8 protein-coding genes are annotated in these 12,865 nt (G+C 60.5%); all 8 read right to left on the reverse strand.

Annotated features, from left to right (window positions below; all coding sequences use genetic code 11):
• Positions 1-486: 486 nt before the first annotated feature.
• The 8 genes from H4684_RS07930 to H4684_RS07965 all read right to left on the reverse strand — a co-directional run bounded on the left by H4684_RS07930 (position 487) and on the right by H4684_RS07965 (position 12,807).
• A complete protein-coding gene (locus tag H4684_RS07930; RefSeq protein WP_192623391.1) occupies positions 487-813 on the reverse strand; it encodes a hypothetical protein in 327 nt (108 codons plus the stop codon).
• A gap of 48 nt (positions 814-861) precedes the next feature.
• The gene (locus H4684_RS07935) at positions 862-1,578 is read right to left on the reverse strand and encodes a M48 family metallopeptidase (protein ID WP_192623392.1); all 717 of its coding nucleotides are present in this window, start codon (positions 1,576-1,578) and stop codon (positions 862-864) included.
• Positions 1,579-1,612: 34 nt separating this feature from the next.
• Positions 1,613-5,206 carry a PEP/pyruvate-binding domain-containing protein gene (locus H4684_RS07940; RefSeq protein ID WP_192623393.1) on the reverse strand — a complete coding sequence of 1,198 codons (3,594 nt, stop codon included), beginning with the start codon at positions 5,204-5,206 and terminating at the stop codon, positions 1,613-1,615.
• Between the two features lie 170 nt (positions 5,207-5,376).
• Positions 5,377-9,069, reverse strand: a complete 3,693-nt coding sequence (locus H4684_RS07945) for a pyruvate carboxylase (protein WP_192623394.1) — start codon at positions 9,067-9,069, stop codon at positions 5,377-5,379.
• A 17-nt stretch (positions 9,070-9,086) separates the two neighbouring features.
• Positions 9,087-9,935 (reverse strand): biotin--[acetyl-CoA-carboxylase] ligase, encoded by an 849-nt coding sequence (locus H4684_RS07950; RefSeq protein WP_192623395.1) that lies wholly within the window; start codon positions 9,933-9,935, stop codon positions 9,087-9,089.
• 24 nt (positions 9,936-9,959) lie between these two features.
• Positions 9,960-11,231 carry a CheR family methyltransferase gene (locus H4684_RS07955; RefSeq protein WP_192623396.1) on the reverse strand — a complete coding sequence of 424 codons (1,272 nt, stop codon included), beginning with the start codon at positions 11,229-11,231 and terminating at the stop codon, positions 9,960-9,962.
• Positions 11,232-11,259: 28 nt separating this feature from the next.
• Positions 11,260-12,333, reverse strand: a complete 1,074-nt coding sequence (locus H4684_RS07960; protein ID WP_092193683.1) for a protein-glutamate methylesterase/protein-glutamine glutaminase — start codon at positions 12,331-12,333, stop codon at positions 11,260-11,262.
• A gap of 24 nt (positions 12,334-12,357) precedes the next feature.
• The gene (locus H4684_RS07965) at positions 12,358-12,807 is read right to left on the reverse strand and encodes a chemotaxis protein CheW (protein WP_092193682.1); all 450 of its coding nucleotides are present in this window, start codon (positions 12,805-12,807) and stop codon (positions 12,358-12,360) included.
• Positions 12,808-12,865 lie beyond the last annotated feature (58 nt).

The following is a 12,865-nucleotide window of genomic DNA, read 5'->3' on the forward strand; positions in this document are numbered from 1 at the left end:
CGACGAGCTCTGGATGGGCCCATTCTCGGTCGCCATATGCTTGAGCATACCCGTTATGCTGTGGAAGAATTTGCAGAACTTGACGCACACAACTGACACGTAGGTCTGCCCCTACGGTGGGATGGCCTGGAAACGATCATTGCGTTGTTGGCCTGGGATTCACACCGCGATTGGGCAGACACATAGGTCTGCCCCTACGATGGGACGGCCGGGGATCCGCACCGCGTAGGGGCGGTCCTGCGTGACCGCCCTTCTTCGGCCCTGCGTGGCCGCCCGGGCAGACCCGTAGGTCTGCCCCTACGGGTGTTATGGTGGGCATTGTTTGGGATTGCGGCGCGATTGTAGGGGCGAAAAATTTTTCGCCCGTACGGTGGGACGGGCCGGGATCGATCGTTGCGTTGTTGGCCTGGGATTCACACCGCGATTGGGCAGACACGTAGGTCTGCCCCTACGGGGATTCTGGGGGCATTGTTTGGGATCACGCCCCTACGGTTGTTCGTAGAAGACGTATGTTGAAAATTCCGAGACCTCGAAATAGACCTTCTTTTCGTTTGCGCCGGGCAGGCCGTCCAGGTTCGTATCCGCGATGCCGTATCCGAAACGGTATCCACGGGCCTGGCTGTCGGAGGTGCCGTAGGCCGTTGAGAGTTTGTCTATCTTGACGAAACGGCGCACCAGCTTGTCTCCGGAATAGACCTCAAGCACCCCGTTGGTGCCGGTCCAGTTCTGGATGGTCCGGCCGAGCTGGTTCTGGGCTTCCTGCGTGCATCCAAAAAATCCAAGGGCCAGCAACACAATCAGTAGTCGTCGCATGTCGTCTCCTTTTTTTGTTTTTTCGCCCGGACGATTCGTCACCAACCATCACCCGCCCTTGGCGCACAGCTTGGACCAGCCCGGAAGCTCGTCCCATGCCCTGCGAATTTCGGATTCATGACTGACCGTGAGCGGATCGAGCTTGCGCAAGGCGGACCGGAATGCGGGGCCGTGGTTGCGATGCTCCACATGACAGAGCTCGTGCAGAATCACATGTCTCGCCAGCTCCTGCCGCAAAAAAAGCAGCTTGGCGTTGAGACTGATCCCGAAACGCGCGGAACAGCTTCCCCATCGTCCCTGCTGGTTGCGCACCCGCACCCCGCTTATACCCACTCCATGCGCCGCCGCAAGATCCCGGCACAAGGGTGCCAAATTGACTTTGCCCATCTCCACGAGCCAGCGCTGCAGAACAAGCGCGCCTGCAAGTGTCTCTCCTTGCGGCAGGAAAATTCGAAGCATGTCCCCGGTGACCGCAAGCCTGGTCCGGGGCCCTGTTTCGTACTGAACGCGGTAGGCGCGACCCAGAAATGGAAGCTCGACGGCCTCGGGCAACGGATTTTGCCCCGGGGCTTCATTGCGGGCCGACAGCTGGGCCAGATGGCTCTGAATCCACTTTTGATGACGTTCGAGAATGGCCGGAACTTCGGAGGTCGAGACGCGGTAGGGCAAGACTATCTCAAGGCCCTGACACGAGCGCATCTTGAGCCAGACCTTGCGCGCGCGATGGCTGCGGGTAACTGTGACGGGAATGGATTGCCAGTGCATGAATGAAAAAGGGCGGCTTAAAGCCGCCCCCGTTTTACCAGATGTTTTCGCGTTGAGTCGCCAGGGCTTTGACTTGCTCGTCATAGTCCGAGAATCCGGCCTGATGCAGGGCATCGAGCACCGTGGTTTCCCAATCCCAGTTGGAATAGATGACCGGCTTGTGGAAGATGCTGCGGAAGGAGGCCAGCTCCTGGCGGTAGAAGTCCTCTTTCACGCTGCCCAGGTTGGACTGCAACTGCTCGTGCAGACGGGCCAACTCCCCTTCATACCAGTCCATGAGGTCGGGACCGGAGGTGTTCTTCTTGAGGATGTGCTCGTAACGGTTTTCGGCCAAGAGCATGTGCAGGCGTTCCAGGTGCTGTTCCTGAAGCCAGGCGCCCAGACCCGCGAGCGGGATGTTCTCGGCTTCCACCTCGGCCACGTCGAACTTGGTCTGCTGGTAGGTGTCGGGCACGACGGAAGCCGATACGATGCCGGCGATGCACACGAGACCACGGATGATCTTGGAATTGGATACGCCCTGCCCGCAGAATCCGACCTTCTTGCCGAACTTCTGCCCGGTGAAGATGGTGGTCAGGATGGCCCAGACCACGGCCGGGTCTTCCTCGTCGTAGATGTGGCGCAGCCGCGCGTTGTCGCGGTCCGTGCCGAGGACCAGCTGGGTCATGTCGTTGGAACCGATGGAGAAGCCGTCGAACTCCTTGATGAATTCCTTGGCCAGCACGGCATTGCTCGGGATCTCGGACATGAGGATGATCTTCAGGCCGTTGTCGCCGGAGTGAATGTTGTGCACCTGACCCAGATAACGCTTCATGGAGCGTGCTTCTTCAAGGGTGCGCACGAAGGGCAGCATCAGATGCAAATTGGCGCCGCCGAATGCGCCACGCGCCAGCTTGAAGGCCTCCAGCTCCCAGTCATGGATGTTGCGGGACACGCCGCGATATCCGAGCATGGGATTGTCTTCATGGCCCTCGAAGAGCAACCCGCCGAGCAGATTGCGATATTCGTTGGTTTTGTAGTCAGTGGTGCGGTAGACGATGGTCTTGCCGTGGAAGGCCATGGAGAAGAGGGCCAGACCCTGGGCCAGGCTCTGGATGTAGAGCTCCTTGCCGCTGCGATAGCCGCGAGACTTGAGGATCTCCTGGATTTTCTCGGGCAGGGTGCGGACATTGTCCATCTCCTGCTGCAGGCCGACTTTCTTGGCCACGTCTTCGCGCATGGCCGAGATCTTTTCCAGGGTGCTGACGATGACCGGATCGCGTTCGATGCGAGCCACGTCCTTGGCGATGGAGTCCTGAATCTCCAGACGCCGGCGCTGGGACTGGGGATCGGCCCCAAGCAGCTCCAGCTCATCGGCATAGCCCATGATGACCGCGACATGATCCCTTAGATTGTGCGACGTCTTGAGCACTTCGAAACGCTGGGTCGCGAACTCCAGGTGCTCGTCAAGCTTCTTGTCCAACTCGCGCAGCTGGCGATGGATGGCCAGCACCTCATCGGTGCCCTTGGCCCCTTCCCTCTCGGTCAATTCTTCCATCTTGCGGGCCAGCCCCGTGACGATGCCCACGTAACTGCGCAACTTGATGTCCAGCGAGATGATGCCCGCGGCCATCTGCTCGAAGACGATCTTGGTCAGGTCGTTCTCGAGAAATTCGACCTTGGTACCGACCACGGACTCCAGGGTGCCCAGGTCGTAGGCTTCAAGGGCCAGGGGATGCACGCCGATGTTGCCGAGCATGAACTCGGCACGCAGCAGGCCCACTTCGAAGTCGGGCACATCGCGCAGCCGGGACAGGAACAGGGACTGCCCCACGTCGGCCAGAATGAGACCGACCTTGGTCTTGGTGGCCGGCAGCTTGCTCACGTCTATCTCGCCGCCCACGTCGACAAGCGGCAGCAGACCACGGTAAACCTTGCCCCGGGAGCCGTCCACGGTCACTTCGTGGTTGTCCAGGGTGCGCAGTTTCTCAAGACGCTTGATGCCAATGACCGCCGGGATGCCAAGCTCGCGCGAGGTGATGGCGGCATGGCTGGTGTCACCGCCCGCGTCGGCCATGATGGCCGCCGCGATGCGCATGCCGGGCACCATGTCCGGATCGGTGCGTTCGGCGGCCAGGATGTTGCCCTTGTTGATCTTGTTCAGCTCCAGGGCGGAGCGCAGGTAGCGTACCAAACCCTGGCCGGCGCCACGGGACGCTCCGTTGCCTTCGAGGAGCACTTCGGCGTCCTTGGCGGCGTCGGGATCGACTTCCTTGCGGCGCATGAAAATGGTGTGCGGATGGTGCTCAAGGTCTTCGTTCCAGCGGGTCTCGGGACGGGCCTGCACGAACCAGAGACGATCCCACTGATCGATGCAGAACTCCGAATCCATGATCATGCCGCCGTAACCCTTGCTGATGCAGCGCACGCCCTTGGCCACGGACTCGGCCTGAGCCAGGGACAGGGACCAACGGTAGGCCATGTCCTCGGCCACGGCCTCGACCTTGGTGCCGCGTCCGGATTCCTTGTAGATGATGCGCTTGTCCTTGCAGCCCATGTAGCGGATGACGATTTCCTGACCGTCCTCACGCTGGAAAACGTAAAACTTGTCGGGCGTGACCAGGCCGCTGACCACCGCTTCGCCAAGACCGTAGCTGGCGTCGATGGAAACGAGATCCTGACGCGTTGTGCCCCGGCATCCGGTGGAGGTGTCGGCGGAAAAGGCCGTTCCGGAAATGACGGGGTTGATCATGCGCATGATGCACACGGACAGGGAAGTGTTCTCGATGGCCCACTCCTGTTTGGCCTTGACGCCGATGGAGTCGTCGCCGGTCTGCTCGGCCTTGGCCACGGCATCGAGGATGGCCTCGCGCCGGTAGGTCATGGAGCGCAGGTTGTAGGCGGAAGCGCAGTCCCAGTGGTAGGCCTGCACGACATAGTTCTCGCCGACAATGTTCAGGTAGGTGTCCTGCAATCCGGCAAAGGCCTTCTTGCGGCTGTCCTCGCCGGCTGCCGAAGAGCGCACGGCGACAGGCTCGTTCTCAAGGCCCGCCTCCTTGCAGATCTCAAGGTAGGCTCCGCGCACGGCGTCAGCCACGTCCTTGGGCAGGTCCACGGACAGGATTGCGGCCTGCACGAGCACGGATCTCTTGCGCAGCTGATCGATACCCTCGGGTGAAACGGCGAAGCCTTCCACCACGTTGTTGATGAAGGTGCGCAGCCGGATCAGGGTGCCCTCCTGCTTCTTGGCGGCCTCCTTCACATCCAGGGCGATCTTGCGAACGAACTTCTGCAGAAATTCCGAATCCTTGTTGATCTCGGCATCGGTCCAGTCCATGGAATCGTAAGCCTTGTCCACCGAGGTGCGGACCAGGGCGGCGTTGACCTTTGTCTCATCGAGAAGTTTATGGAAGGCGATGGAGGAGACGGCCCGAAATTGCGGAGCCCGGATGCCTTCTATAGTGCTGATGATGGCGGTGTTGTAATTCTTGCCGCCGACCAGAAGCTCGGCATCTTCGCCAATCGTCGCGATATCCTTGCCGGTCAGGATGAGCTGCTTTTGAATCTGCTCTATCACTGCGGGAGGCGTGGCGGCCTCCGCGTACGTATCGGCTTTCTTCTTGGAACTCTTCTTGTCGCTCTCAGCCATCTTCTCCTCCTCTTTCGTGCGCAAATCGAAAACAAGTGTGATCGCCCGGAAAAAACTGGGCTTGGGGGTACATGTCGACGCGTCAGTCCGTCAACAAACCTGAACCTTCATGACACGAAAAAAATATATGCAAAAGTTCTTGACAGAAAAGAACAGGCCCCGTGACCTGTCTATACCTTCTGGCCGCAAGACGGACAGAACTTGAAGTCATCCCGGGTCACCGGAGCCGAACAGGTCGGACATTTCCGGGGAGCAGGCACAAGCTCTACCAGAAGCTCCCCTTCCTTGACCGGTACCATTTTCTTGTCTTCCTGGTAATCGGCAAATTTGAGCACGCGCCCGACCATGCCGTCCACCGGAGCAAGAATGGATTTTTCCTGCTTCATGATTGATATATTGAAGAGTTCCTCTCCTTTCTTGACCATGTCGCCGGGCTTGACGTGCACGACCCACAAGTCACCGCTGGACGGCGAACCCACATGATACGGATTGCGGGAATCGGCCATTTCCAGACCGGAGTCATCCTTGCCCGAGGCCTCGGCCACCTTGACCTGCATGGAGAAGGATTCGGAGTCCAGGGAATAGGAAACAAGGCTCATGCCATGGTCGTCCGGACGCGAGATATGCTGCAGGGTCAGGACATGATGCTTGCCCTGGCTGTCCTTGAACATGACTTCGTCCCCGGCTTTGAGGCCTTCGAACCAGACATGCAGGGGCAGACGGTTGCAGTCTCCGTATTTGCCCACGAATTTGATGGTGTTCAGGGCGTCGCCCGGATGGTTCAGATACATGACCAGTTCCTCGTCTGTGGGAATCCGGCCGATGTGCTCGGCCAGGCCCTGCTGCTCCTTGGGCACGTCGATGTCCAGCAGCGTCGTCAGCGGAGAGGACTCGGTGCGCCGGGAAATGGCGTCACGGTATTCGGGACCGAAGGCGGACTCATAGACCCAGTCCGGCGGAAAGCCCAAGGGCAGGCGTCCGAACTTGCCCAGAAGCAGATCGCGGAACGCGTCGTTGGCATCCTGGTAGATCTTCAGGCGCTCGGCACGGGTTTCATCCGTCAGCATTTCCTCGGGCACGGTCACGACCTGGTCGAGCACCGCCAGAAGCCTGCGCACTCCACGGCGTCCGCCGCGCTTGTAGGCGCCGGTCACGGCCAGAAACGCTGTGTTCCAGGTGATCTGGGAACCGGGCGTGACGTCATGGTAGCGCACGATCTTGCGGATTCCGGCCAGGAACTTGAGCATGAACGGCAGCAGATGGATGTAGCCCTGCTTCATGGCCCCTTCCTGGGACGAGGACGTCGCGCCGCCGGGCATGCCGTGCTCGATGACGTCGTAGTCGATGCCCTGGAAGTGCGGAGCCGTGTAGCGGTCGTAGTAAGGCATGATCTGCTTGAGCACGAAACCCGTGGTGCGGATCATGTCTTTGTTGAGATTTGTCTTCAGCCCCAGCTCTTCGATGTAGGCCGCCGTGGAGAGAACCTCGCCCTGACCGTACCAGCGCACGGCCGCGCCGATGGCCGCGTCCACGATATGCGCGCCGGCCTTGGCCGCCGCCGCCATCGCGGGCACGAAGAGGCCGTCGGTGTAGTGGCGATGCGAATGGATGACCAGTTCGGGATAGCTCTTGCGGATGGCCGAAACCAGCTCGGTCATGAATATTGGGGGACAGACACCGGCCATGTCCTTGAGGCCCAGGATGATCAGTCGTTCGGCCTTCTTCTTGGAACAGCCCGCCACCTGGGCGGTCATGTCGATGATCTCCTGCACCACGCCCAGATAATGGGGCACGTCAAAGCCCTTGGCGAAGGACAGGGAGATGGCCGGTTCCCAGATGTTTTTCCTGGAATTCAGGGCCACCTCGGCGAAGGGGCGCATATTTTCGATGTGATTGAGAAAATCGAAACAGCGAATGACGTCGTAGTGCTCGCAGATCATCTCGCCGGTGCGACGCATGATGTTGCGCGGCTGCGGCTTGTATCCGAGCACGTTGGTGGAGCGGATGAGGATCTGCTTCAGGGTCTTGGGCGCGAACTCGTTCCATTCACGGGCTTCGCTGAAGGGGTAGGTCATGTTGGCGAGCATGGCGACATGAAAATGCGCCCCGCCGCCGTTCTCCAGCGAAAAGAAACCGCAGTTGTCGAGATAGGGGCCAATGATGCGATCTTCGGCCAGTCGGAAACGGTTGCCCGAGTTGGACTGGGTGATGTCGCGGGTGGTCGTGTCCGAGAAATGGACGTGATCGGAATCACGGAGGTAGGCAAGGGTCGCGTCCCTGTCGCCACGCGGATAGGGATATTCGTAATAGTCCGGCTCGATGCCCGGCAGCGAAGGCTTGAAGGCGTCCATGCGCTTGCCGTCCTTGGTCCGGTATTCCCCGAGCTTGACGTGCGGGTTGTACCCGTGCGCGGAAATCTCGGCCACCAGGCGGGACAGGCGCACGGCCTCGGACTCCTTGTCCATGTAGATCATGAGCTCCGGAGCGCTGGCCACGAACTTGGTGTCGTACTCTCCGGCGCGGAAGCGCGGATGCGCGATGATCTGGCGATGAAAATGGATGGTGGTCTTGATCCCGCCGATGATGTACTCGTCCAGGGCCCTCTCCATGATGCCAAGCACCTTGCCCCACTGCGGGCCGTAGGCGATGAGCAGGGAAGCCGCCGAATCGTACTGGGAGGGAAACTCGTACCCGCCGCAGACGCATGAATCCACGCGCACGCCGGGACCGCCCGGAGACATGTACCGGGTGATGCGTCCGGCGTTGGGCGAGAAATCGTTCTGCGGATCCTCGCAGTTGACGCGGACCTGGATGGCGTGGCTCTTGGGCGTGCAGTTCTCCTGGTTCAGGCGCAGCTCGGCGCCGAAAGCCACGGCGATCTGCTCTTCCACCAGATCGATGCCATAGCGGCACTCGGTGATGCCGTGCTCGACCTGCAGGCGGGTGTTGACCTCGATGAGATAGGCGCGGCCCTCGGAATCGACCAGAAACTCCACGGTGCACAGGGAATGGTATCCCACCGCGCGTACCAGCTGGCGCGAGTAATCCTTGAGCTTTTCACGCAGCTCCTCGGTCATGCCCGGCCAGGGAGAGGGAGTGATCTCGACCAGTTTCTGGTGGTTGCGCTGCACGGTGCAGTCGCGTTCGTCGAAGGCGAAGACATTGCCGTACTTGTCGGCGATGACCTGAATCTCGATATGTCTGATGGAGGTCAGCAGGCGCTCCACGTACAGGCGCGGATTGCCGAAGGAGGCCTGGGCCAGGGTCGAGGCCTTGATGAAGGCGTCGGCCAACTGATCCTGGCTGAAAACTTCGTAAATCCCTCGTCCGCCGCCGCCGCCCTCGGCCTTGAGCATGACCGGCAACCCTATTTCGGCGGCCACCGTCTTGGCTTCTTCAACGGAAACGGCGCCCTCGGAACCCGGCACCACGGGGATGCCCAGCTTCTGGGCCAGGGTGCGGACCTGAACCTTGTTGCCCAGCAGACGCATGGCCTCCGAGGTGGGTCCGATGAAAATGATTCCGGCATCGGCGCATTTGGAAGGAAAGGAGTCGTCCTCGGAGGCAAAGCCCCATCCGGGATGGATGGCCGCGACGCCCCGCGCCTTGGCCAGGGCGATTATCTTGTCGATGTCGAGGTACGCACGCGAGTTCTCCCCGAGATGAAGGAGTGCGTGGGCGCCGGAGGTAAAGGGGGCTGTCTTGTCCACATCCGTGGCCGTGATCATGGGCACGCCCTGAAAAACTTCCTTGATGGAACGAACGATTCTTCTGGCGGGAATGCCGCGATTGGCGACAAGAATCTTTTTGCCCCGGATCTCCCGGGCCACTTCTTCAAAACTGCGGGGAGTCTGCGAACACATATATTTCTCCGTATGCGTTATATTTGACCTTCCGACCAGCCCTCGGGACGCAGCGAACCGGAATGCAAGACCCGCCTTTCGCCGTCGGCGAGAAGGACGATGCCGCCATCCGGGCTTACCCCCGCATACGTTCCGCAAACCGATGATCGATTGTCAGAAACGCGCACCAAGGCCCCAAGATAGGCTAGAACAGGCTCGATTAACTGGGAAAACTCCAGAGGGGTCGAATCAGAAAGTTCAGTACTGTAACGGAGCCGACCAAAATTCACAAGCCGTAACCACAGGCCAAAAATGGACACTCCCCGCAAAAGCCCGCCCAGATTTGCCGCAACGCAGGCATGATCCCGGCGCAGGTCGGCGTCCTCAGGGCATGACGCGATGTTGAGCCCTATCCCGGCCAGGAGCACATCGCCCCTCTCCTCGATCAGGATTCCGCCGATCTTGCGCCCATGCAACAGAATATCGTTCGGCCACTTGAGCGTTACCGGCACCCCAAGCTCGCCCAGTCCCCGACACATGACCCAGCCGACCAGCACGGAGAGCATGTTCTGCCAGGAACTCGGGGGCATGGGCAGCCGCCAGGCCGCGAACAGGTTGCCGGGCTGGGAAATCCAGGTCCTGCGCATTTGCCCTCGGCCAGCCCACTGACGGGTGGACAGGACCGAATCCCATGGGTCAAGGCAGCCCTGCCCGGCCAGGTATCCGGCCACGTCAAGGGCCGAGGAGCATGGTCCGCAAAGATAAACGCGCTCGTCCGGCCGGTCGGCGCAAGGCTCGCCCGGACCGAGAATGGCGGACGCGTCGGCGTGGTCGGCGGAAAATGCGTCCGTGACGCCCTCGATATCAGGAGTCCAGAGGATGGGCATGAGCTTTTACCGGCAAAACGTGGATCAGGATTTGCTCTTCTGCTTCTTTTGCATCAGCAGGCGCTTGAGATCGGACTTGTCTCCCGCGCGATAAACCTGCGCGGGCTGGGACCGGACCGGAGCGGGACGAGGCGCCACAGTGCGCGGAGCCTCTTCGGGGGGAGAAACCTGCTCGACAGCGGCGGCGATGGGCGCGGGTTCCGGTTCGACCGGCCGCACGGGAGGCGCGGGAGTGGGCGGAACGGCCGCAGCCGGACGTGGCGGGACATCGGATGGCGCGGCAGTGGCGGGCACGGCGCGTGGAGCCGGACGCGGCGGAGACGCCGGAGCGGCCACGGGCGTGGGACGCGGAACCGGGAGGGGCGGCCGGACGACGGAGGCCGACGCCGTTGTCCCGGCAAATCCCGGAGCGGGCGTCTGGGCGTAGCTGAAGCCCGTGGGCGTCAGCGGCGAAGAACCGGCGACAGGCTGATAGAAAATGGAGCGCATGTAGCGCTTCGGCTCGAACATGCCCGTCACTCCGGTCAGGGACTCGGTGGACCCGATCACCAGGGAACCGTCGGGCTCAAGGACGGAGGCAATTTTCTCGAAAACCATCTTCTTGTCGGCTGGAGTGAAATATATCGCAACGTTGCGGCAAAAAACTATGTCGAACTTGCCAAGCCCCGCAAACGGCTTCATCAGATTGAACTTCTTGAAGACAGCCATGGCCCGGATCTCGTCCTTGATCTTCCACCCGTCGCCCATGAGCGTGAAGTACTTGTTCAACGTCTGCTGCGGCAGGCCGCGCTCTATCTCGAACTTGTTGTATTTTCCGTAGCTCGCCTTGGTCACGGCGTCATCGGAGATGTCGGTACCGAGGATGGAAATCTGGAAATTGCTCAGGTTGCCAAGGGCCTCGCGCAGGGCGATGGCGATGCTGTAGACTTCCTGTCCGGTGGAGCAGGCGGCGCTCCAGATGCGGATGGGAATGTTGCGTCCTGAAGCCGATTTCGAGCGGGTGTCGATGAGATCCGGCAGGATCTTGTGCTTGAAGACTTCAAAGGGGGAAGCGTCGCGGAAAAAAAGGGTCTCGTTGGTGGTGATGGCGTTGACGATCTCTTTTTCCATGTTGCCGCCGCGATCGGCCTTGGCCTTGGCGTGCAGGTCCAGATAGGAAGCGCAGCCATACTGCTGCATCATGGATTTGAGCCGCGTCTCGACCAGATAGGTCTTGGTCGAGTCCAGGGCCACCCCGCAAATGGAGTAGATGTATTTGGAGAGGACGCTGAATTCGTCCGCGGTGATGCTCGTCATAGTGCCGCCACTGTTGGAATTGGCATGGCTAACGCACCGTGCGGATGATCTCGGAGGCGATCATCGGCAAAGGTGAGACAACATCCACGACACCCGCCTCGACCGCGATCTTGGGCATGCCGTAAACCACGCAGGACTCCTCGTCCTGGCCTATGGTCACGGCCCCGAAGCTCTTGAGCACCTTCAGGCCCAGGGTCCCGTCGCCGCCCATGCCGGTCATGATCACGCCGGTGGACAAGGCTCCATATTCCCGCGCCACGGAGCGGAACATGTAGTCCGCAGCCGGTTTGCAGTTGTTTTCAGGCGGATCGTCGGTGATCTGGATGATCTTTGCTCCGCCCGTGCCCGAGGCCACGCGCATGTGCTTGCCGCCGGGGGCGATGTAGATCACGTCGGGGCGCACGACCTCGTTGTTCTCGGCTTCACGAACCTCGTACTGGCACTTGGCGTCCAGGCTCTCGGCCAGGGACTTGGTAAAGACGGGCGGCATGTGCTGGACCACGAAGATGGGTACCCCGAGCTTTGGGAGCTGCGGCAGCATTTTGGTCAGGGCATTGGGCCCGCCTGTGGAGATGCCGATGGCCACGACCTTGGACTTGCCCGTGCGCCGGGACGAAGCCAGTATTGACGGAGCCGCGGGAGCCGGCGCGGGAGCGCCGACGGGCCTGTGCCTCTGTTTGAGCAGGGACCGAAGCTCCAGCCGCTTCGCGAAGGCCTTCACCCTCGGCTGAATGGCGCTCCGAAGGAGCTGCACATTTTCCTGCATGCCCTCGGCGTCCGGCTTGGCGATAAAATCGAAAGCCCCGAGTTCCAGCGCGCGCATGGTGATGTCGCTGCCGCGCTTGGTCAGTGTGGAAAGCATGATCACGCCCACATCGGGAAAACTCTTCTGGATCTCCTGCAGGGTCTCGAGTCCGTTCATGATCGGCATTTCCACATCCAGCGTGATCAGGTCCGGTTTCAGGGACGCAATGCGCGTCAAGGCGATCTTCCCGTTATTGGCGGTGCCGACCACTTCGATCCCCGATATCTCGGCGAGAATGTCGCCCACCACCTTGCGATACATTATTGTATCGTCCACAACCAGAACACGCAGATTCATCCAGACTCCTAGATATAAATTGACTTAATCGTCGGCCAGCACTTCACCGACATCGAGCACGGCGATGAGATCCCGGGAGGACTTGAGCACGCCCTGGAAATACTTGCCCTTGAGCCCCTTGATGTTGGAGGGGGTCGGTTCCATGTCTTCCCATTTGGATGTGACCACGTCGGTGATGCGGTCGACCAGCAGGCCGATGTTCTCATCGCGGGAATTGACGATGATGATGCGGCTGGTTTCCGTGGTTTTCGAAGGCGCCAGGCCCAGCTTGCGGCCCAGGTCGATAATGGTCACGATCCTGCCGCGCAGGTTCATGATGCCAAGCACATAGGACGGCGCCTGCGGCACCTTGGTCATTTCCATCTGCCGGTTCATTTCCTGAATGAGATTGATGTCAATCCCGCACAGGGCCGAACCTACGTAAAAGCAGGACAGCTGCAGGGCACCCGTCTTTTCTTTGGCCTGCTGTTTCATGCAATTCTCCTTGAAAGAGCTCTAGGCATCACTCATGCACCGCACACGCTTTTTTAAG

It is taken from the genome of Desulfomicrobium macestii (assembly GCF_014873765.1).
Classification (GTDB): domain Bacteria; phylum Desulfobacterota; class Desulfovibrionia; order Desulfovibrionales; family Desulfomicrobiaceae; genus Desulfomicrobium; species Desulfomicrobium macestii.

Coding starts and splice junctions, on each gene's coding strand:
- H4684_RS07945 (WP_192623394.1), bottom strand. CDS start 9,069: ATGTGTTCGCAGACTCCCCGCAGTTTTGAAGAAGTGGCCCGGGAGATC.
- H4684_RS07965 (WP_092193682.1), bottom strand. CDS start 12,807: ATGAAACAGCAGGCCAAAGAAAAGACGGGTGCCCTGCAGCTGTCCTGC.
- H4684_RS07960 (WP_092193683.1), bottom strand. CDS start 12,333: ATGAATCTGCGTGTTCTGGTTGTGGACGATACAATAATGTATCGCAAG.
- H4684_RS07930 (WP_192623391.1), bottom strand. CDS start 813: ATGCGACGACTACTGATTGTGTTGCTGGCCCTTGGATTTTTTGGATGC.
- H4684_RS07950 (WP_192623395.1), bottom strand. CDS start 9,935: ATGCCCATCCTCTGGACTCCTGATATCGAGGGCGTCACGGACGCATTT.
- H4684_RS07935 (WP_192623392.1), bottom strand. CDS start 1,578: ATGCACTGGCAATCCATTCCCGTCACAGTTACCCGCAGCCATCGCGCG.
- H4684_RS07940 (WP_192623393.1), bottom strand. CDS start 5,206: ATGGCTGAGAGCGACAAGAAGAGTTCCAAGAAGAAAGCCGATACGTAC.
- H4684_RS07955 (WP_192623396.1), bottom strand. CDS start 11,231: ATGACGAGCATCACCGCGGACGAATTCAGCGTCCTCTCCAAATACATC.